Below are 19,724 nucleotides of genomic sequence, written 5' to 3'. Positions count from 1 at the left end.
CACAAGGCTCGCGCATCATCCTTACGCTTGGGCACCGATCGCAGTATCGGAGCTCTTGCGTATCTAACGGACAAATGCAAGAGACGCAGATCACAGTGATGTGAACGTAACCATCGAAGGGGTTCGAAGGTCTAAGTTGACGATGTCAGGCAGCGTCTTGGGGGGCGTTTCCTGGCATCTGAGGGTGTCTTGGGGGACGTCCTCAGAGGTGCGTTGCCGGGGCCACGTACATCGGGGTGCTTTGAGCGGCCCTCCCGAGCGTGCGTTGTCCCGGCAGACCGCACAACCATGAGTACGGCGAGTTTTGCTCATTCTGCTCAACGCTCGCCGCACTCGACAGCGATTCAGGCGCTGTCTTCGCAGACGCCCGGCCGGATCCCGTGGGGGGAATCCGCACCGGGACATGGGAAGGCGCCCTGGACGTCGGCCCGTGGGGGGACCGGCGCCAGGGCGCCTTTCGCTGCGCGGATTTGGCCGGGGGGTTCGGGGTCTTCAGGTTGCTTCCCGGCTGCCTGGCCGGTGGGGGCCGATTCCGCCTCGCGGCGGAGCCGCACGTGAATGCAGCCCCGCGCCCCTCAAAAACGGGTCGGCCCAGCCACCGGCGCGTATCAGCGCTCTTCGACCGGGATGAAGTCCCGCTCCACGACTCCCGTGTAGATCTGGCGCGGGCGGCCGATGCGGGAGCCCGGCTCCTTGATCATCTCGTGCCACTGGGCGATCCAGCCCGGGAGGCGGCCGAGGGCGAACAGGACCGTGAACATCTCGGTCGGGAAGCCCATGGCGCGGTAGATCAGGCCGGTGTAGAAGTCCACGTTCGGGTAGAGGTTGCGCTGGACGAAGTAGTCGTCCGAGAGAGCGTGCTCCTCCAGCTTGAGCGCGATGTCCAGCAGCTCGTCGGACTTGCCGAGCGCCGAGAGGACGTCGTGCGCCGCCGCCTTGATGATCTTCGCGCGCGGGTCGAAGGACTTGTACACCCGGTGGCCGAAGCCCATCAGGCGGACGCCGTCCTCCTTGTTCTTCACCTTGCGGATGAAGGAGTCGACGTCGCCGCCGTTGGCCTGGATGCCCTCGAGCATCTCCAGGACGGACTGGTTGGCGCCGCCGTGCAGCGGGCCCCACAGGGCGTTGATGCCGGCCGAGATCGACGCGAACATGTTCGCCTGCGAGGAGCCGACCAGGCGGACCGTGGACGTCGAACAGTTCTGCTCGTGGTCCGCGTGCAGGATCAGCAGCTTGTCGAGGGCGGCCACGACGACCGGGTCGAGGTCGTACTCCTGCGCCGGGACCGAGAACGTCATGCGCAGGAAGTTCTCGACGTAGCCGAGGTCGTTGCGCGGGTAGACGAACGGGTGACCGATCGACTTCTTGTACGCGTACGCCGCGATCGTCGGGAGCTTGGCGAGCAGGCGGATCGTCGAGAGGTTGCGCTGTTTCTCGTCGAACGGGTTGTGGCTGTCCTGGTAGAACGTGGACAGCGCCGAGACGACCGAGGACAGCATGGCCATCGGGTGGGCGTCGCGCGGGAAGCCCTTGTAGAAGTTCTTGACGTCCTCGTGCAGCAGGGTGTGCTGCGTGATCTCGTTCTTGAACGAGGCGAGCTCGTCGACGGTGGGCAGTTCGCCGTTGATCAGCAGGTAGGCGACCTCCAGGAAGGTGGAGCGCTCCGCCAGCTGCTCGATCGGGTAGCCGCGGTACCGGAGGATGCCCGCCTCGCCGTCGAGGTAGGTGATCGCGGATTTATAGGCGGCGGTGTTCCCGTAACCGCTGTCCAGGGTCACCAGCCCGGTCTGGGCGCGCAGCTTCCCGATGTCGAAGCCCTTGTCGCCGACGGTGCTGTCGATCACCGGGTAGGTGTACTCGCCGTCGCCGTACCGCAGTACTACAGAGTTGTCGCTCACGTCTTCCCTCACCGACGTAGTGCCTCATCTTCGAGGTTGCCCTGACTGTCTCTACCATCCCCCAATTGGCTCAGGAGAGTGCACTCGGGGTCGACCATCGGGCCTATCGACGGCACTGAGTGCCGCCAACTTGCTCATCCTGCCCCTTTGGTTCCCCATCCGGAAGTGCTCTGTGACCTTCACGACTCATTTGATCGATCATTTTTCGTGATGCCTGTCTCAAACCCGACTCGGCGGGGCCGCACAGGGGTCCAGGGGGCTCTCACAGGGGTCTCGGAGAGAGCCGGAAGTCGAGTGCCGTGCAGCGTCGCCCGGCCGACACCGTGCGCACCGCCTGACCGATCGCCTTGCGCGAACCGACCAGGACGACCAACTTCTTGGCCCGGGTCACCGCGGTGTACAGCAGATTCCGCTGCAGCATCATCCAGGCTCCGGTGGTGACCGGGACCACCACGGCGGGATATTCACTCCCCTGGGAGCGGTGAATGGTGACGGCGTACGCATGGGCCAGCTCGTCCAGTTCGTCGAACTCGTACGCGACCTCCTCGTCCTCGTCCGTCAGTACCGTCAGGCGCTGGTCGACCGGGTCGAGCGAGGTGACCACGCCGACGGTGCCGTTGAAGACACCGTTCTTGCCCTTCTCGTAATTGTTGCGAATCTGGGTGACCTTGTCGCCGACCCGGAAGACCCGGCCGCCGAACCGCTTCTCCGGCACATCGGGGCGACCCGGGGTGATGGCCTGCTGGAGCAGACCGTTGAGCGTGCCGGCGCCGGCCGGGCCGCGGTGCATGGGCGCGAGGACCTGTACGTCCCGGCGCGGGTCGAATCCGAACTTGGCCGGAATCCGACGGGCGGCCACATCCACGGTGAGCCGCCCCGCCTCCTCCGTGTCGTCCTCGACGAAGAGGAAGAAGTCCTTCATGCCGTCGGTGACGGGGTGGTGCCCGGAGTTGATCCGGTGCGCGTTCGTCACCACCCCCGACTGCTGGGCCTGGCGGAACACGCGCGTCAGGCGCACGGCGGGGATCGGGCTGCCGTCGGCGAGCAGGTCCCGCAGCACCTCGCCGGCGCCCACGCTGGGCAGTTGGTCGACGTCCCCGACGAACAGGAGGTGGGCGCCCGGCGGGACGGCCTTCACCAGCTTGTTGGCGAGCAGCAGGTCCAGCATGGAGGCCTCGTCGACGACCACCAGGTCCGCGTCGAGAGGGCGGTCCTTGTCGTACGCCGCGTCGCCGCCGGGCTTCAGCTCCAGCAGACGGTGGACGGTGGAGGCCTCGGCCCCGGTGAGCTCGGCCAGGCGCTTGGCGGCGCGGCCCGTGGGGGCGGCCAGGACCACCCTCGCCTTCTTGGCGCGGGCCAGCTCCACGATCGAGCGGACCGTGAAGGACTTGCCGCAGCCGGGGCCGCCGGTCAGCACGGCGACCTTCCGGGTCAGCGCCAGCTTGACGGCGGCCTCCTGCTCGGGCGCGAGCTCGGCGCCCGTACGGCCCTGCAGCCAGGCCAGCGCCTTGTCCCAGGCCACGTCGTGGAAGCCGGGCATCCGGTCCTCGTCGGTGCGCAGCAGGCGCAACAGCTGGGCGGAGAGGGAGAGTTCGGCGCGGTGGAAGGGGACGAGGTACACGGCCGTCACCGGGTCGCCGCCGTCCGGTCCTGGCACCTTCTCCCGTACGACCCCGGGGTCCTCGCCGTCCTCGGGCGGCTGGGCGAGCTCGGCGAGGCACTCGATGACCAGGCCCGTGTCGACCTGCAGCAGCTTCACCGCGTCGGAGATCAACTGCTCCTCGGGGAGGTAGCAGTTGCCCTGGTCGGTGGCCTGCGACAGCGCGTACTGCAGGCCGGCCTTCACGCGCTCCGGGCTGTCGTGCGGGATGCCCACGGACTGGGCGATCTTGTCGGCGGTGAGGAAGCCGATGCCCCACACGTCGGCCGCGAGGCGGTACGGCTGGTTCTTGACGACGGAGATCGAGGCGTCGCCGTACTTCTTGTAGATGCGCACGGCGATGGAGGTGGACACCTCGACGGTCTGGAGGAAGAGCATGACCTCCTTGATCGCCTTCTGCTCCTCCCAGGCGTCGGCGATCTTCTTGGTGCGCTTGGGGCCGAGCCCGGGGACCTCGATGAGCCGCTTGGGTTCCTCTTCGATGATCCGCAGGGTGTCCAGTCCGAAGTGCTGGGTGATGCGGTCCGCGAAGACGGGGCCGATGCCCTTGACCAGCCCCGAGCCGAGGTAGCGGCGGATGCCCTGGACGGTGGCCGGGAGCACCGTCGTGTAGTTCTCCACCGTGAACTGCTTGCCGTACTGGGGGTGGGAGCCCCAACGGCCTTCCATGCGCAGCGATTCGCCGACCTGGGCGCCGAGCAGCGCGCCGACGACCGTGAGCAGGTCGCCGGCTCCTCTGCCGGTGTCGACCCGGGCGACCGTGTAGCCGTTCTCCTCGTTGGCGTACGTGATCCGCTCCAGGACGCCCTCGAGCACGGCGAGCCGCCGCTCGCCCGCCTGTGTGGAGCTCCCCGCCTGATTGGACATGATCCGACGCTACAGCCGGAGTCTGACATCACGATGATGATCTCCAGCGATCTCCCTGACCGTCACCGACGCGCAGAACGACGCCTCCCAGCAGGCCAACCAGCTGCAGAACTTCAGGAGCGAGGGCCTCGGCACGATCATCGTCAACGCGGTCGACTCCGACGCGGTGACACCGGCGGCGAAGGCCGTGAACAAGGCGGGCATCCCGCTCGTCGCCGTCGACCGGGCCGTCAACGGCGCGGACACCGCCGCGCTCGTCGCCTCCGACAACGTCACCGGCGGCCGGCTCGCCGCCAAGTCCCTCGCGGACAGGCTCGGCGGCAAGGGCACCATCGTGGTGCTGCAGGGCCAGGCGGGCACCTCCGCCAGCCGCGAGCGCGGCGCGGGCTTCACCGCGGGCCTCAAGGCCTACCCGGGCATCAAGGTGGTCGCCGAGCAGCCCGCGGACTGGGACCGCACCAAGGGCCTCGACGTGCTGACGAACCTGCTGCAGGCCCACCCCGACATCCACGGCGTCTTCGCGGAGAACGACGAGATGGCCCTCGGCGCGATCAAGGCCCTGGGGAGCAGGGCCGGCAAGTCGGTCGCGGTCATCGGCTTCGACGGCACCCCGGACGGCCTCGCCGCCGTGAAGGCGGGCACGCTTTACGCGTCGGTGGCCCAGCAGCCGACGGAACTCGGCAGAATCGCGGTACAGAACGCGGTGAAGGTCGCCGAGGGCAAGAACGTCACGAAGTGGGTGATGGTGCCGGTGAAGGTGGTCACGAAGGAGAACGTGGCCGGGTTCAGCGGCTGACGAGGCGACCGGCACAGGGGAACGGGCGGGTGGTCGTCGCTGCCAGGGGAGCCGGGGGTTGCTCGGTTGGCTGCCCGGTGGCGACGACGGCCTGCCACACGTCATCTCTCATCATCTCTCAGGGGAGTCATTTGATGTACGACTACGACCTGCTGGTCGTGGGATCCGCCAACGCCGACCTGGTGATCGGCGTCGAGCGGCGGCCGGGCGCCGGCGAGACGGTGCTCGGCTCCGACCTGGCCGTCCACCCGGGCGGCAAGGGCGCGAACCAGGCCGTCGCCGCCGCCCGCCTCGGGGCCCGTACGGTCCTGCTGGCCAGGGTCGGCGACGACGCGTACGGCAGGCTGCTCCTCGACTCGCAGCGGGCGGCCGGCGTGGACACGGTGGGGGTGCTGGTCGGCGGGGCGCCGACGGGGGTCGCGCTGATCACCGTCGATCCCTCCGGGGACAACAGCATCGTGGTGTCGCCGGGCGCGAACGGCCGGCTGACCCCGCAGGACGTACGGACCGCCGCGAGCCTGTTCCTGGCCTCCCGGGTGGTCTCGACCCAGTTGGAGATCCCGCTGGAGTCGGTCGTGGAGGTGGTACGGAATCTGGCGCCGGACAACCGGTTCGTGCTCAACCCGTCGCCGCCGCGGTCGCTGCCGCCCGAGGTGCTGGCGGCCTGCGACCCACTGATCGTCAACGAGCACGAGGCGAAGGTGGTCCTCGGCGACGCCTATGTCTCCGACCGCCCGGAGGACTGGGCGCGCCTGCTGCTCGCCAAGGGTCCGCGCTCGGTCGTGGTCACCCTGGGCGCGGAGGGCGCGCTGGTGGCCTCGTCGTCGGCCGGGGTGACGCGGGTGCCTTCGGTGAAGGTGGACGCGGTGGACACTACGGGCGCGGGTGACGCGTTCACGGCGGCGCTGGCGTATCGGCTGGGGTCGGGGGCGTCGCTCGCGGAGGCCGCTGCGTACGCGGCCCGGGTCGGCGCGGCCGCCGTCACCAAGGAGGGCGCGCAGGAGTCCTTCCCGACGGCCGAGGAGGTCGACACGCTGTGAAGAAGGCGGGAATCCTGAACCGGCATCTCGCCGGCGCGCTCGCCGAACTGGGTCACGGCGACACGGTGCTGGTGTGCGACGCGGGCATGCCGATACCGCAGGGCCCGCGCGTGGTGGACCTGGCGTTCCGTGCCGGGGTGCCGTCCTTCGCGGAGGTGGTGGACGGTCTGCTGACCGAGCTGGTGGTGGAGGGGGCCACGGCGGCGAGCGAGGTACGGGAAGCGAACCCGACGGCTGCGAAGCTGCTGGAGGGCGCCTTTCCCGAGCTGCGGCTGGTGTCGCACGAGCGGCTGAAGGAGCTGTCGGCGGAGGCACGGCTGGTGGTGCGGACGGGGGAGGCGCGCCCGTACGCGAATGTGCTGCTGCGCTGTGGGGTGTTCTTCTAAGCGGCTTTCCGGGAGTTCTGCCGGCAGGTGGTCGGGACTCGTGACGAAACGGTGCCGCACAGATTCGAGGGGGCCCGTCTGTCGACCGGGCCCCCTCGGCTTTTCCCCTCCGCCATCAGAACCCCCGCGATCCCCCCAGATCCCCCTCCGAGAAGTCCTGATGCCAAGTACGACCCACGGGGTGGCGGAAGGGTTGCACGGCGTCTTCGGATTTTTTCGTCGCCGATGTCCGCAGCGGAGATCTGGTCGCCCGTAGGGAGGTTCCGTGCAGCCTTCGAGCGGGGCCGGGATCGTCCGGCGGGTCGTACTCGACCCGGTGATAGGTTCGATTGCGTGATGTCTGCGGGGGCCTTGAGTCGTGCAGCGGCCGATGGGTCCGCAGTGGTTCTGAGCCGCGTCACCCTGGTCGGGGAGCGGCGTCGGGTCGAACTCGTGTTGCCGGCTCGGGAGCCGGTCGGAGTGTTGTTGCCCGAGATTCTTCGGGTGCTGGGCGACCGGCCCGGTGAGCGGCCCGAGTTGTGGCATCTCGTGACCGCGGACGGGTCCGCGGTCGCTCAGGACGGCAGCCTTGAGTCCGCCGGGGTGCCAAACGGTGCCGTGCTGCGGCTCGTGCGGGCCGGGGATGCTCCGTCCGCGTCCGTCGTGCACGACGTGCGTGACGAGGCCGCCGAAGATCCTGGTGCGCGGGTGTGGCGGTGGGGACCCGAGTCCCGGCGCGTCGTCGCCGGGTCGGCGGCCGTGGGGTGGGCCGGAGCGGGTGCGGTTCTCGCGCGGAGCGCCTACGACGCCTCTGCCGTCGCCGGTGTGTTGCTGCTCGTGGCCGCTGTCGCCGCCGTGGTCGGGGCCCTCGTGGGGCGTGGCGAGCGACACGGCGGGGTCGCCGGCACGCTGATCTGCTCGGCCGGGGTGCTCGGTGTGGTCGGAGCCTCCGCGCTCTCCGACGACCACCACTGGTCCGGTGCGCTGTACGCGGGTGCGCTCGCCGCGGTGAGTGCCGTGACGCTCGTACTGCTGGGCCTCTCCACCCGATTGGGGCGCAGCGGGCTGGTCGGCGCGGGCGCAGTCGCGGTCACCGTCCTTGGCTGGGAGGGCGTCGTCGCCTTGCAGTCGGGGGCGGAGACCGCCGGGCAACAGGCACACGTAGGGGCCGTGCTCGCCGTCGTCTCCGTCGTCGCCCTCGGTGTGCTGCCGCGGCTCGCGCTCAGGGCCGGCGGACTGTCCGGGCTCGACGACCGGCGGACCGGCGAGGTCTCCGTGAGCCGGTACCAGGCGTCCGCGGCGCTGGCGGCCGCCCATCGCGGGCTGGTGCTCGCCACCGTCACCGTTGCCGTGTCGGCGACCGTGGGGGCGGTGTGGGCGCTGCGTGCGCCCGGCGTGTGGACCGTGCTGCTCGCCGTTGTCACGGCGGTGGTGGTGGCCCTGCGGGGGCGGGCTTTTCCGCTGGTCGCCGAGGTCGTGGTGCTGCTGGTGGGTGCCGCCGTGGTGGCCGTACGGCTGTCGGCGGTGTGGGTGGAGCGGTCCGGTGCGGCGGGGCCTGCCCTGGTCGTGCTCGCTGCGCCGGCCGTGCTGACGCTCGCCACGCTCGTCGTACGGCCCGCCGAGCAGGTCCGGATGCGGCTGCGGCGAGCGGGTGACCTGTTGGAGTCCGCCGGTGTCATCGCCCTGCTTCCACTGCTCATCGGGGTCTTCGGCGTGTACGAGCGGCTGCTCGGCGCCATCGCTTAGGGGACGGGACGGCATGGTTCACGGGGAACAGGAGCGGGAGCCGGCGGGTGACGACGACTGGCGGCGCGATGCGCTGTTCCAGCTCGGACCGGCGGAGCAGCAGCGGCCTTCGTCGCCCTCGGGCGAAGCCGTCGTAGCAGCGGATCCGGCTCTTCCCGGACCCGGTGGCGAGCCCACCCTGCGGCTCGTCCACTCGGGGCGGGACGAGGTCCCGGCCCCTGGCGGGGGCCAGACCGGTCCGTCGGCCGGCCCGATGCCTGCGGCCGCCACGCCCGCCCCGCACCACCTTGCGCAGGCCCCCGCCCTCACGCACTCCATGGACGCCCCGCCCCAGCACCCCTCGGTCGCTCCCACCCCGCCCCCTGCTCGACCCACCACCACGCCCGAGCCGACCACCACCCTCCCCGCACACCCCACCGCGCCGAAACCCGGGCCACCCGCGCCCCTCACCCCCCACACGCCCACATCCGCGCCACGCTCCCCCGCCCCCGTCCCCGCTCCCCCTTCAGCCCCCGCCCTGCCCGCCTCCACCCCCGAAAGCCTCCCCACGCTCGACCCCCGTCTCGCCCTTGCCCTCGGTCGTCCGCAGCATGGGGATTCGCTTGCCCACCGGACCGGTCGTACGCTGCGTCGGCTGGCCACCTCCGTTGCGCAGGACGTGGCCGAGCAGACGCGGATCGCACGGGAGTTGCAGCAGCCAGTGGCCACCGGGCGGGTCATTGCCGTGACCTCGATCCGCGGGGGCGTCGGCAAGTCGACCGTTGCCGCGCTGCTCGGGCGTACGTTCAACCACTACCGGCACGACCCGGTGCTCACGTTGGAGGCGGACGCCGCGCTGGGCACGCTGCCGGTGCGGATGGGCGCGGAGTCGGTGCGGTGGTCGTGTGCCGACCTCGCCCGGATCCTGACGCCGGCCATGCAACTGACCCATGTGACCGGGTACTTGGTGCCCGTGGCCGACGGCGGCTGGCTGCTGCCCGGGAGCCAGGGCAAGGTCGGCGCCCCCTTGGACGTACGGACGTACCGCACGGTGACGCTCGCCCTGCGGCGCTACTTCTCCGTGACGGTCGTCGACTGCGAGACGCTGCCCGGCGACGTCGCCCGGACGGCGATGGACACCGCCCACGCCCGGGTGGTCGTCGCGCCCATGACCGCGGAGGGTGTCGGCGGGACCCGGCAGGTCCTCGACTGGCTCGGACAGTTGCCGCATTCGGCGCTCTCGACGACCGTGGTGGCGCTCACCGCGAGTTCCCCCGACATGATCCTCGACGTGAAGGCGGCCACCGCTCATCTGAAGGAGACGGGCGTTCCCGTCGTCGTCCTGCCCTACGACCGGCATCTGGCCGGCGGCGGCCCCATCCGTACGGAGCTGCTCGGCCGGGCCGCCCAGGACTCGGCCGTGCGGCTGGCGGCCGAGGCGCTGCACCGGGCGGTGCGCGCGCAGTGACCACCGGCGGCGTCAGAGCCGTATGACATCCCCTTCCCGTACCCACCCGCCTCGCACGACCTGCGTGAAGGGGCCGGGCAGGCCGCCCAGGATGCCCAGCTGGGTGTACACGTCACGGTTCGGGTAGCGGCCGCCCAGGGTGATGCGGCAGCCCGGCATGACTCTGGGCCAGGGAACCACCTCCGCCGCGGAGTCCCGGCCGATGGCGTGCAGGCCGTCCGGGCGTAACTCCACCCGTGCGCGGCCCGGCCGCCGGGCGTCCCCCAACGCCCAGCGGTCGTCGACCCGGTCCAGTGGTCCGAGGCTCTCGCTCACGTGATCACATCTGCGCGAACCTCTGTGCGGTTCCAGCGAGTTGTTCCGTGCGGTCAGGCGGCGTGCTCCACGAACCGTGCGGCCGTCTCCGCCAGCACCTCCCGGCCGTCCCGCGCCCACAACGCGTCGTTGAAGAGCTCGACCTCGATGGGCCCGGTGTATCCGGCCGCCTCCACGTATCCCTTCCACTCCCGCATGTCGATCGAGCCGTCCCCGATCTGCCCGCGGCCGTTGAGCACGCCCTCCGGCAACGGCGTGGTCCAGTCCGCGAGCTGGAAGGTGTGGATACGGCCGCCCGCACCCGCGCGGGCGATCTGCGCGGACGCGTTGTCGTCCCACCAGATGTGGTACGTGTCGACGGTGACGCCCACCTGGTGGGCCGGGAAGCGTTCCGCGAGGTCGAGGGCCTGGGTGAGCGTCGAGACCACGCAGCGGTCGGCGGCGTACATCGGGTGGAGCGGCTCGATCGCCAGCCGTACGCCGTGCTGCTCCGCGTAGGGGCCCAGGTCGCCGAGTGCGTCCGCGATGCGCTCCCGGGCGCCGTGCAGGTCCTTGGACCCCGCCGGGAGGCCGCCGGATACCAGCACCAGCGTGTCCGTTCCCAGGGTGGCCGCCTCGTCGATCGCGCGCCGGTTGTCTTCGAGGGCGGCCGCGCGCTCGGCCGGGTCGATCGCCGTGAAGAAGCCGCCGCGGCAGAGGGTGGTGACGGTCAGACCCGCGTCGCGGATCAGCTTCGCCGTCGCCTCCACGCCGTGGGACTGGACCGGTTCGCGCCACAGGCCCACGCCCGGCACGCCCAACTCCAGGCAGGCATCGACCAGTTCGGGCATCGACAGCTGCTTCACCGTCATCTGGTTGATGGAGAAGCGGGAGAGGTCGCCGGTGGTCACTGGGGCACTCCGTACAGGGCGAGAAGGTTCTTCATCCGCTCCTGAGCCAGCTTAGGGTCCGGGAACAGGCCCAGTCCGTCGGCGAGTTCGTAGGCGCGGGCGAAGTGCGGGAGGGAGCGGGCCGACTGGAGGCCGCCGACCATGGTGAAGTGCGACTGGTGGCCGGCCAGCCAGGCGAGGAAGACCACGCCCGTCTTGTAGAAGCGGGTCGGGGTCTGGAAGAGGTGACGGGAGAGTTCGACGGTCGGGTCGAGCAGGGCACGGAAGCCCGCCACATCGCCCGTGTCCAGGACCCGTACCGCCTGAGCCGCCAGCGGGCCCAGCGGGTCGAAGATGCCGAGCAGGGCGTGGCTGAAGCCCTTCTCGTCGCCCGCGATCAGCTCGGGGTAGTTGAAGTCGTCGCCCGTGTAGCAGCGGACGCCCTGCGGGAGCCTGCGGCGGATGTCGATCTCCCGCCGGGCGTCCAGCAGGGAGACCTTGATGCCCTCCACCTTGTCCGGGTGCGCGGCGATGACGTCCAGGAAGGTGTCGGTGGCCGTGTCCAGGTCGGACGAGCCCCAGTAGCCGTCCAGCGCCGGGTCGAACATCGGGCCGAGCCAGTGCAGGATCACCGGCTCGGAGGCCTGGCGCAGGAGGTGGCCGTAGACCTCCAGGTAGTCCTCGGGGCCGCTCGCGGCCGCCGCGAGCGCGCGGGACGCCATCAGGATGGCCTGCGCGCCGGACTCCTCCACGAGGGCGAGCTGCTCCTCGTAGGCCGCCCGGACCTCCACGAGAGACCCGGCGGTGATCTGGTCGGTGCCGACGCCGCAGGCGATCCGGCCGCCGACCGCCTTGGCCTCGGCGGCGCTGCGGCGGATCAGCTCGGCCGCACCGGCCCAGTCCAGGCCCATGCCGCGCTGGGCGGTGTCCATGGCCTCGGCGACGCCGAGCCCGTGGGACCACAGGTGGCGGCGGAAGGCGAGGGTGGCGTCCCAGTCGACGGCGGCGGGCGAGTCGGGCGACACGTCCGCGTACGGGTCGGCGACGACGTGCGCCGCCGAGAAGACCGTACGAGAGGTGAAGGGCGAGCCGGGAGTGACGGCGAGGGGCTCGGGGCGGGGCTCGTACGCCCTCAGTCCGCCCTTGAGGTCCGGGAGTCGGATGGTCACAGCGCGATCTCCGGTACGTCGATGCGGGCGCCCTGGGCCGAGGACTTCAGGCCCAGCTCGGCGAGCTGGACGCCGCGGGCGCCGGCGAGGAGGTCCCAGTGGTAGTCGGCACCGGTGTAGACGTGCTTGAGGAACAGCTCCCACTGGGCCTTGAAGCCGTTGTCGAAGTCGTCGTTGTCGGGGATCTCCTGCCACTGGTCGCGGAAGGAGTAGGTGGCCGGGATGTCGGGGTTCCAGACCGGCTTGGGGGTCATGCTGCGGTGCTGGACGCGGCAGTTGCGCAGACCCGCGACCGCCGAGCCCTCGGTGCCGTCGACCTGGAACTCCACCAGTTCGTCGCGGTTGACGCGCACGGCCCAGGAGGAGTTGATCTGGGCGATCGCGCCGCCTTCGAGCTCGAAGATGCCGTAGGCGGCGTCGTCGGCGGTGGCGTCGTAGGGCTTGTCGTTCTCGTCCCAGCGCTGCGGGATGTGGGTGGCGGTGAGGGCCTGGACGGACTTCACCCGGCCGAACAGCTCGTGCAGGACGTACTCCCAGTGCGGGAACATGTCGACGACGATGCCGCCGCCGTCCTCGGCCCGGTAGTTCCACGACGGGCGCTGGGCGGTCTGCCAGTCGCCCTCGAAGACCCAGTAGCCGAACTCTCCGCGGATGGAGAGGATGCGGCCGAAGAACCCGCCGTCGATGAGGCGCTTGAGCTTGAGCAGGCCCGGGAGGAAGAGCTTGTCCTGGACGACCCCGTGCTTGATGCCCGCGGCGTTCGCGAGGCGCGCCAGCTCCAGGGCGCCCTCCAGGCCGGTCGCGGTCGGCTTCTCGGTGTAGATGTGCTTGCCCGCCGCGATCGCCTTCTTGATCGCCTCCTCGCGGGCGGAGGTCACCTGGGCGTCGAAGTAGATCTCGACGGTCGGGTCCGCGAGGACCGCGTCGACGTCGGTGGAGATGTTCTGCGGGTCCAGGCCGTGCTGCTCGGCGAGCGCCCTGAGCGCGTGCTCGCGGCGGCCCACCAGGACCGGCTCCGGCCACAGCACCGTGCCGTCGCCGAGGTCGAGGCCGCCCTGTTCGCGGATGGCCAGGATGGAGCGGACCAGGTGCTGGCGGTAGCCCATGCGCCCGGTCACGCCGTTCATGGCGATACGCACCGTCTTGCGTGTCACATCATTCCCTTCGCAGGCGTCGTACACAGCGTCGTACGCGGGTGGTGTGCGCCGCGTCGGCCCCACTCATGAGCGTCACAGCAAGCGCTTTCTATACAAGGAGAAGTTAGCCTCTGAGCAGTGGTCCGGACAAGACCGTGACCGCTTCGAGTTGTTCGAGGGGACGAACAGCGGGGGGTTCTGGCCGTAAGGTCTGCTCGACGTGCTCGGAACCGGGGGCCTTCGGCGGTCTGTCTACGAGCACGTACGACGAGGTACGGACGTACGACGAGGTACGAGAGATGCGCGACGAAATGCGCGACCGGAGGACGACGAGATGACGGTGACCCTGGCGGACGTGGCGGCCCGCGCGCAGGTCTCGCCCGCGACGGTGTCGCGCGTGCTGAACGGGAACTATCCCGTGGCCGCCTCCACCCGTGAGCGGGTGCTGAAGGCGGTCGACGAGCTGGACTACGTGCTGAACGGGCCGGCCAGCGCGCTGGCGGCGGCGACTTCCGATCTGGTCGGAATCCTCGTCAACGACATCGCCGACCCCTTCTTCGGGATCATGGCGAGCGCGATCCAGTCGGAGATCGGGGGGCCGGGCGGCCGGGCCGGCGGTGAGCGCCTTGCGGTCGTCTGCAACACGGGGGGTTCGCCGGAGCGTGAGCTGACGTATCTGACCCTCCTGCAGCGGCAGCGGGCGGCGGCGGTCGTGCTCACCGGCGGTGCCATGGAGAACGAGCCGCACGCGGGGGCGGTCGCGGCGAAGCTGCGGAAGCTGGCGGACGCGGGGACCCGTGTGGTGCTGTGCGGGCGGCCGCCGGCCCCGGACACCGGGGCGATCGCGCTGGCCTTCGACAACCGCGGGGGCGGACAGCGGCTGACCGAGCACCTGATCGGGCTCGGGCACCGGCGGCTCGGCTATATCGCGGGGCCGGAGGAGCGGACGACGACGCGGCACCGTCTCGAGGGGCACCGTGCGGCGCTGGCGGCGGCGGGCATCGAGGAGGATCCGCGGTTGACGGTGTGGGGGCGCTACGACCGGACCTCCGGGTACGAGGCGACGCTGGAGCTGCTCCGCCGGGACCCGTCCCTCACCGCGGTGGTCGCGGCGAACGACTCCGTGGCGCTCGGGGCGTGTGCGGCGCTGCGGGAGTCCGGGCTGCGGATCCCGGAGGACGTGTCGGTCGCCGGGTTCGACGATCTGCCGTTCAGCGTCGACGCGGTGCCCGCGCTGACGACGGTGCGGCTGCCGCTGGCGGAGGCGGGGGCCCGGGCCGGGCGGATCGCCATGGGGCGCGAGGAGCCGCCGCCGGGCGGGATGGCCACGGTCCGGGGGGAGCTGATGGTGCGGGGGTCCTCCGGGGTGCCTCGGGGCTGAGCACGCCGTCGCGTGGATCGGCACCCGGCGTTGTCGTCGCCGTCGGCTGGGGGCTTGCAGCCCCCAGACCCCCGCCTTTCGGCCTTGAAGCCTCGTCCTCAAACGCCGGACGGGCTGAGCGTTGCCGGACGACTCCGAGAGGTGCCGCCGACCAGGTGTCCGAAGAGATGTCACCTCGCCTGCCCCGCCGCGGCGCCGGCCGTGCCGGGCTGGTCCTCCGAGGCCCCGCTGCCGTGTGCTCTGCGCAGCTCTCCACCGCCGACAACATCGTCGACCCGCCCACACCCTTTCCCGAGTACGCCGCCGAGTTGGTCGGGCGGACCGAGTGGCGGTTCTGGTGGACCTAGCGATGACTCCCGGCCCGTACTTCGGTCTGATGGACGTAAGGCCGGCCAAGGCACCGTGGACGAACATTAGGGAGCGAGTCCCATGCGCATCGTTGTCAGCGAGTTCATCAGTCTCGACGGAGTCGTGCAGGCGCCCGGCGGTCCGCAGTAGGACACCGACGGCGGGTTCGCGCACGGCGGGTGGTCACATCCGTACTTCGATCCGGAGGTGGTCGGCGGGGCCTTCGCCGCGGGGCTGGAGCAGGCCGAGGCACTGCTGTACGGGCGCCGTACGTATCTGACGATGGCGGGGGCCTGGCCCGAGCGGGCCGGAGACCCGTTCGCCGACCGGCTCAACGCGATGAAGAAGTACGTCGTCACCGACACCCTCGACGACGACCAGCTGACCTGGAACAACACCGAGCGCATCCCGGGCGGCGAGGCCGTCGCGCGGATCCGGGAGCTGCGTGCCGCTCCCGGCGGCGACCTCGCGATGATGGGCAGCCCCACCCTCGTGCGGACGCTCATCAGCGAGGGGCTGGTGGACGAACTGCAGCTCGTCCACATGCCGGTGGTCCTCGGCGGCGGAAAGTCCATCTTCCCCGAGGACGGGGCCAAGCGGCCGTTCGAGCTGGTCTCCACGGCCAGGGGCAAGACCGGTGTGCAGGTGAGCGTGTACCGGCCGGTGGCCGACGAAGGGTAGTCACCAGGGTGCGGGTGTCCTAGTCTCGGAGCCGACGGTATCTCTGACTGAGTCAACTATCTGGTTCCTGTATCCGGGACAACCATCCGGGGGTCGACGCCATGACCGTCCAGGACATCCGCACCTTCAACCGCTTCTACACGAACGTCATCGGAGCCCTCGACTACAGCCGTCAGCTGTACGCCCCGTTCACCCTGACCGAGTCCCGCGTGCTGTACGAGCTGGCGCACTCCACGCGTACGGACGCGGCCGACCTGCGGGCCGAACTCTCGCTGGACGCCGGGTACCTGAGCCGGATCCTGAACAAGTTCGAGGAGGACGGGCTGGTCGAGCGCACGCCGTCCGACAGCGACACCCGGCGTCGGCGCATCTCGCTCACGCCCCGCGGCCGTGAGACCGCCGCCCTGCTCGCCGAGCGTGCGAACGAATCGGTGGGCGCGCTGCTGTCCACCGTGCCCTCCGCCGACCGGCCGCGTCTGGCGGAGGCGATGCGGGCCGTCCGCGAGATCCTCTCCGAGGGCCGCCCGCCGCGCCGTGAGGACGTCCTCCTGCGCGAACCGGCCCCCGGCGACCTCGGCTGGATCGTCCAGCGCAACGCCGCGCTGTACGCGTCCGAGTTCGGCTGGAACACCGACTACGAGGGGCTGGTGGCGCGGATCGTCGCCGACTTCGCCGAGGACCACGACCCGCATCTGGAGCGGGTGTGGATCGCCGAGCTCGACGGCCGCCCGGTGGGGTGCGTGATGTGCGTACGGGACGAGGCGCCCGGCACGGCCCGGCTGCGGCTGCTGCTGGTCGAGCCGGACGCACGCGGGCTCGGCATCGGCGACCGGCTGGTGCGGGCCGTCGTCGACTTCGCGCGCGGTGTCGGCTACCGCGAACTCGTCCTGTGGACCAACGACGTCCTGGCCGCCGCCCGTCACATCTACCAGCGCCACGGCTTCGTGCTCGTCGCCGAGAAACCGCACCGCTCTTTCGGAAAGGATCTGAACGGCCAGGACTGGCGCCTGGACCTGCACGGCACACCCGAGTGACAGTAGGGACCATGAGACTGGCGTTCTCCACCCTCGGCGTCCCCGGCCTGCCCGTCCCGGACGTGATCCGGCTCGCGGCCACCCACGGCTACCACGGCGTGGAGCTGCGCGCGCATCCCGAGGAGCCGGTCCATCCCGGCATCGACCTCGCCGGGCGGGCGGATGCGGCCGCCGAGTTCAAAGCGGGCGGCATCGAGGTGCTGGGCCTCGCCGGGTACGCGCGCGTGGCCGCGCCCGGCGACGACGGCCCGGTGATCGACGAGATCCGCGGCCTCCTCGACCTGGCCCGCGACCTCGGCGCCCCGTACATCCGGGTCTTCCCGGGCGGCGGCCACGAGCAGAGCACCGAGCGCGCCGACGCGACGGCCGCGCGACGGCTCGGCACGGCGGCGGAGTACGCCGCCGACCTCGGCGTCCGCATCCTCCTCGAGACCCATGACTCGCACCGCAGGGCCGCCGACGCGATCCGCATCCTCGGCCTGGTCGGGCACCGTCAGGTCGGCGCCCTCTGGGACGTCATGCACACCTGGCTGGGCGGCGAGCAGCCCTCGGAGTCGTATGCGGCCCTCTCCCCGTACCTCGGCTACATCCAGGTCAAGGACATCGCCTCCGCCGAGGACACGACCCCGCTCGCGCTCGGCGCCGGCGTGCTGCCGCTCACCGAGACCGTGGAGGTCCTCTCCCGGCACGGCTGGGACGGCTGGCTGTGCTGGGAGTACGAGAAGCGCTGGTACGAGGAGGCCGCACCGCTGCCGGAGCTGCTGGCGGCGGGGCGGGAGCATCTGGGGCGGCTGCTCAACGAGTGCGCGTGAGCCGTACGTCCTAGGCCGGGCGGGCCGTGATCGTCGCCGTCCCGTCCAGGCACCACTCCAGTACGGCCGGCCAGGAGCCGTAACCGGCGTCGAGGTCGAGGTGGGCGGCGCCGGGGAGGACGTCGGTGGGGATGCCGAGGGGGTCGCCGAAGACGTGCCGGGCGCCCTCCGGGCAGTACGGGTCGTCGTCGCCCGCGACGAGGCGGGTGGGGGCGGGGAGGGTGAAATCGAGGGCGGGCGGGGCGAATTCGGCCACCTCGGGGATCCGGGCGAGGACGGAGGCGGACGGCGGGGCGACGAGCAGTACGCGGTCGACGGCGCCGTCCTTCACCAGCCCGCGGGAGACGGCGTGCAGCCAGAGCAGGACGGAGGCGCTGTGCGCGAGGACGACGCGTTCGGAGCCCCGCAGGTCGTCGAGGTGCCGGGTCAGCTCCGTGAGCCACACCTCCAGGCTCGGGTCGTCGGGGTCGGGCAGCTGGGGGTAGGTGACCTGGTGGCCGAGGCCGGTGAGGCGATCGGCTAGCCAGTGCTGCCAGTGGGCCTCGGGGCGGTGGTTCTGCCAGCCGTGCAGGATGAGGAAGTGCTTCGCGGTCATGGGGTGATGGTTTCCGATCGCCGTTCCCTCGGTCCAGTTAATCTTTCGGGGTGGAACGGGTAAGCGAGAGCTTCACGGTTGATCTGCGCCGTCTGACCGTCCTGCGCGAGCTGCAGCGCCGGGGCAGTCTGGCGCGAACGGCCGAGGCCCTGCACCTGACGCCGTCGGCGGTCTCCCAGCAGCTCGCGGCGCTGGCCCGGGAGACGGGCGTACCGCTGACGGAGAAGGACGGCCGGGGCGTACGGCTGACCGGGCAGGCGCGGGTGCTGCTGGCGCATGCCGATCTGATCGCGGCCCAACTGGAGCGGGCGCGGGCCGACTTGGCGGCGTACGGCGAGGGCGGGCGCGGGTCGGTGGCGATCGGGTGCTTCTCCAGCGGGATCCTGGGGCTGTTGCCGGGGGTGCTGCGGGCGCTGGCCGAACGGCTGCCGCGCCTCAGGGTGGACGTCGTGGAGGCGGAGCCGCCGGACCTGTTCACCGCGCTCGACGCCGGGCAGCTGGATGTGGCGGTGGCGGTGGACTTCGCGAAGGCTCCGCCGCACACCGACGGCCGCTACAGCAGGGTGGACCTGTTCACGGACGTCCTGGACCTCGTCGTGGCGGCGGACCACCGGCTCGCCGGTCGAGGGCCGGTGGCCTTGCGGGAGTTGGCGCGGGAGGCGTGGGTCGTGGGTGCGGCGGCCAGTTGCTGCGGGGCGGTGGCGCGCTCGGTGTGTGCGGCGGCCGGTTTCACGCCGGACGTACGGCACGCGGTGAACGACTGGGCCGCACTCGCCGCCCTGGTCGAGGCGGGACAGGGGGTGGCGCTGGTCCCGCGCCTGGTGCGGGAGTCGTACACGCATCGCCGTGTGACGGTGGTGCCGACGCAGGGGCAGCCGCCGTCCCGGAACGTGTTCGCGGCGGTCCGGGCGGGCGCGGAGGAGGACGCGGTCCTCAAGGCGGTGCTCGATCAACTCCGCACCACGGCGACGGTCACTACGCCCGCGCCACGAACCCCGCCACCCGCGATTCCAACCGCTCCCGGCACTCCGGCCACTCCTCCACCGTGACCGAGAAGATCGCGGAGTCGCGCAGGCGGCCTTCCTCGCCGGGTGCCCAGGAGCGGGACCAGTTGCGCAGGATGCCCTCGAAGCGAGGACTGCCCCGCGTCCAGGACCACCTCACCGCCCTCGACACCGGCCGCCCGCACCGTCAGCGGGTGGTGCCCATGACTTGCTTTTCTGCCGGGGGTCCGGGGGTTGCCCCCGCAATGATGCAGTACTCAGGTCCGCCTCGCGATGTCCGCGCCGGGCACATCGGCCGACCTGCTTGTCCGGCTGGAGGTCCGGGGGTCGTCCCCCGGGGAAATGCAGTACTCGGCTTCGCCTCGCGGTGTCCGCGTCGGCCGCCCCTGCTGACCTGCTTTTCTGCCGGGGGGCCGGGGGTTGCCCCCGGAGTGATGCAGTACTCAGGTCCGCCTCGCGATGTCTGCGCCGGGCACATCGGCCGACCTGCTTGTCCGGCTGGAGGTCCGGGGGTCGTCCCCCGGGGAAATGCAGTACTCGGCTTCGCCTCGCGGTGTCCGC

Annotated in this window: 16 protein-coding genes and 3 pseudogenes; 11 read left to right on the top strand and 8 right to left on the bottom strand. The window is 71.1% G+C overall.

The features are described 5' to 3' along the window. Positions 1 to 608: 608 nt before the first annotated feature. Both ACIBW9_RS01520 and ACIBW9_RS01515 read right to left on the bottom strand, forming a co-directional pair. Positions 609 to 1,898 (bottom strand): citrate synthase, encoded by a 1,290-nt coding sequence (locus ACIBW9_RS01520; RefSeq protein WP_398950097.1) that lies wholly within the window; start codon positions 1,896 to 1,898, stop codon positions 609 to 611. 262 nt (positions 1,899 to 2,160) lie between these two features. Beyond that, entirely contained in the window at positions 2,161 to 4,425 is a 2,265-nt protein-coding gene (locus ACIBW9_RS01515) for an ATP-dependent RecD-like DNA helicase (protein WP_398950095.1), read from the bottom strand. 49 nt (positions 4,426 to 4,474) lie between these two features. Here ACIBW9_RS01515 and ACIBW9_RS01510 point away from each other — a divergent pair. The 5 genes and pseudogenes from ACIBW9_RS01510 to ACIBW9_RS01490 form a co-directional block, all read left to right on the top strand. After that, positions 4,475 to 5,221, top strand: a pseudogene (locus ACIBW9_RS01510) (substrate-binding domain-containing protein); the annotation flags it as partial. Positions 5,222 to 5,355: 134 nt separating this feature from the next. After that, the gene (locus ACIBW9_RS01505; protein ID WP_398950093.1) at positions 5,356 to 6,261 is read left to right on the top strand and encodes a ribokinase; all 906 of its coding nucleotides are present in this window, start codon (positions 5,356 to 5,358) and stop codon (positions 6,259 to 6,261) included. Further along, positions 6,258 to 6,647: a D-ribose pyranase gene (rbsD, locus tag ACIBW9_RS01500; RefSeq protein ID WP_398950091.1), complete on the top strand. Its 390-nt coding sequence runs from the start codon at positions 6,258 to 6,260 to the stop codon at positions 6,645 to 6,647. The genes ACIBW9_RS01505 and rbsD overlap by 4 nt, the downstream gene beginning before the upstream one ends. A 336-nt stretch (positions 6,648 to 6,983) precedes the next feature. Further along, on the top strand, positions 6,984 to 8,372 hold the full coding sequence (gene eccD / locus ACIBW9_RS01495) for a type VII secretion integral membrane protein EccD (protein ID WP_398950089.1): 1,389 nt from the start codon (positions 6,984 to 6,986) through the stop codon (positions 8,370 to 8,372). 13 nt (positions 8,373 to 8,385) lie between these two features. Then, positions 8,386 to 9,819, top strand: coding sequence for a hypothetical protein (locus ACIBW9_RS01490; RefSeq protein ID WP_398950087.1), 1,434 nt, complete (start codon positions 8,386 to 8,388; stop codon positions 9,817 to 9,819). 12 nt (positions 9,820 to 9,831) lie between these two features. Here ACIBW9_RS01490 and ACIBW9_RS01485 read toward each other — a convergent pair whose 3' ends face one another. The 4 genes from ACIBW9_RS01485 to ACIBW9_RS01470 are packed head-to-tail and all read right to left on the bottom strand — an operon-like array spanning position 9,832 to position 13,326. Beyond that, the gene (locus tag ACIBW9_RS01485) at positions 9,832 to 10,134 is read right to left on the bottom strand and encodes a hypothetical protein (protein ID WP_398950085.1); all 303 of its coding nucleotides are present in this window, start codon (positions 10,132 to 10,134) and stop codon (positions 9,832 to 9,834) included. Between the two features lie 53 nt (positions 10,135 to 10,187). Beyond that, positions 10,188 to 10,985 carry a sugar phosphate isomerase/epimerase family protein gene (locus tag ACIBW9_RS01480; protein ID WP_398952049.1) on the bottom strand — a complete coding sequence of 266 codons (798 nt, stop codon included), beginning with the start codon at positions 10,983 to 10,985 and terminating at the stop codon, positions 10,188 to 10,190. A 35-nt stretch (positions 10,986 to 11,020) separates the two neighbouring features. Next, positions 11,021 to 12,172, bottom strand: coding sequence for a dihydrodipicolinate synthase family protein (locus ACIBW9_RS01475; protein ID WP_398950083.1), 1,152 nt, complete (start codon positions 12,170 to 12,172; stop codon positions 11,021 to 11,023). Next, on the bottom strand, positions 12,169 to 13,326 hold the full coding sequence (locus ACIBW9_RS01470) for a Gfo/Idh/MocA family protein (protein WP_398950081.1): 1,158 nt from the start codon (positions 13,324 to 13,326) through the stop codon (positions 12,169 to 12,171). Before ACIBW9_RS01470 ends, ACIBW9_RS01475 begins: the two co-directional genes overlap by 4 nt. A 316-nt stretch (positions 13,327 to 13,642) precedes the next feature. Between ACIBW9_RS01470 and ACIBW9_RS01465 the strand changes: the two genes are divergently transcribed. From ACIBW9_RS01465 to ACIBW9_RS01445, 5 genes and pseudogenes are all read left to right on the top strand, one after another. Continuing rightward, positions 13,643 to 14,689, top strand: a complete 1,047-nt coding sequence (locus tag ACIBW9_RS01465; protein WP_398950079.1) for a LacI family DNA-binding transcriptional regulator — start codon at positions 13,643 to 13,645, stop codon at positions 14,687 to 14,689. 167 nt (positions 14,690 to 14,856) lie between these two features. Next, positions 14,857 to 15,036, top strand: coding sequence for a hypothetical protein (locus tag ACIBW9_RS01460; protein WP_398950077.1), 180 nt, complete (start codon positions 14,857 to 14,859; stop codon positions 15,034 to 15,036). Between the two features lie 82 nt (positions 15,037 to 15,118). Beyond that, a pseudogene (locus ACIBW9_RS01455) lies at positions 15,119 to 15,718 on the top strand (dihydrofolate reductase family protein). 101 nt (positions 15,719 to 15,819) lie between these two features. Then, a complete protein-coding gene (locus ACIBW9_RS01450) occupies positions 15,820 to 16,752 on the top strand; it encodes a GNAT family N-acetyltransferase (RefSeq protein ID WP_398950075.1) in 933 nt (310 codons plus the stop codon). 11 nt (positions 16,753 to 16,763) lie between these two features. Next, positions 16,764 to 17,564 carry a sugar phosphate isomerase/epimerase family protein gene (locus ACIBW9_RS01445; RefSeq protein ID WP_398950073.1) on the top strand — a complete coding sequence of 267 codons (801 nt, stop codon included), beginning with the start codon at positions 16,764 to 16,766 and terminating at the stop codon, positions 17,562 to 17,564. Between the two features lie 10 nt (positions 17,565 to 17,574). On the opposite strand, the gene ACIBW9_RS01440 is transcribed toward ACIBW9_RS01445, so the two are convergent. Further along, positions 17,575 to 18,159, bottom strand: a complete 585-nt coding sequence (locus ACIBW9_RS01440; protein WP_398950071.1) for an RBBP9/YdeN family alpha/beta hydrolase — start codon at positions 18,157 to 18,159, stop codon at positions 17,575 to 17,577. 50 nt (positions 18,160 to 18,209) lie between these two features. Between ACIBW9_RS01440 and ACIBW9_RS01435 the strand changes: the two genes are divergently transcribed. After that, positions 18,210 to 19,208: a LysR family transcriptional regulator gene (locus ACIBW9_RS01435; protein WP_398950069.1), complete on the top strand. Its 999-nt coding sequence runs from the start codon at positions 18,210 to 18,212 to the stop codon at positions 19,206 to 19,208. On the opposite strand, the pseudogene ACIBW9_RS01430 reads toward ACIBW9_RS01435, so the two are convergent. Beyond that, positions 19,135 to 19,293 (bottom strand): annotated as a pseudogene (locus ACIBW9_RS01430) (N-acetyltransferase); the annotation flags it as partial. The gene ACIBW9_RS01435 and the pseudogene ACIBW9_RS01430 sit on opposite strands and share 74 nt — an antisense overlap. Between the last annotated feature and the right edge of the window lie 431 nt (positions 19,294 to 19,724).

This window comes from Streptomyces sp. NPDC049541, from assembly GCF_044465725.1.
Taxonomy (GTDB): Bacteria; Actinomycetota; Actinomycetes; order Streptomycetales; family Streptomycetaceae; genus Streptomyces.
This window is presented reverse-complemented; position numbering and strand designations above follow the sequence as displayed.

What these genes read in the sequence shown, in the direction of transcription:
- ACIBW9_RS01480 (WP_398952049.1), bottom strand. Translation starts at nt 10,985, where the DNA reads ATGACGGTGAAGCAGCTGTCGATGCCCGAACTGGTCGATGCCTGCCTG.
- eccD (WP_398950089.1), top strand. Translation starts at nt 6,984, where the DNA reads ATGTCTGCGGGGGCCTTGAGTCGTGCAGCGGCCGATGGGTCCGCAGTG.
- ACIBW9_RS01445 (WP_398950073.1), top strand. Translation starts at nt 16,764, where the DNA reads ATGAGACTGGCGTTCTCCACCCTCGGCGTCCCCGGCCTGCCCGTCCCG.
- ACIBW9_RS01490 (WP_398950087.1), top strand. Translation starts at nt 8,386, where the DNA reads ATGGTTCACGGGGAACAGGAGCGGGAGCCGGCGGGTGACGACGACTGG.
- ACIBW9_RS01450 (WP_398950075.1), top strand. Translation starts at nt 15,820, where the DNA reads ATGACCGTCCAGGACATCCGCACCTTCAACCGCTTCTACACGAACGTC.
- ACIBW9_RS01460 (WP_398950077.1), top strand. Translation starts at nt 14,857, where the DNA reads ATGTCACCTCGCCTGCCCCGCCGCGGCGCCGGCCGTGCCGGGCTGGTC.
- ACIBW9_RS01505 (WP_398950093.1), top strand. Translation starts at nt 5,356, where the DNA reads ATGTACGACTACGACCTGCTGGTCGTGGGATCCGCCAACGCCGACCTG.
- ACIBW9_RS01465 (WP_398950079.1), top strand. Translation starts at nt 13,643, where the DNA reads ATGACGGTGACCCTGGCGGACGTGGCGGCCCGCGCGCAGGTCTCGCCC.
- ACIBW9_RS01515 (WP_398950095.1), bottom strand. Translation starts at nt 4,425, where the DNA reads ATGTCCAATCAGGCGGGGAGCTCCACACAGGCGGGCGAGCGGCGGCTC.
- ACIBW9_RS01440 (WP_398950071.1), bottom strand. Translation starts at nt 18,159, where the DNA reads ATGACCGCGAAGCACTTCCTCATCCTGCACGGCTGGCAGAACCACCGC.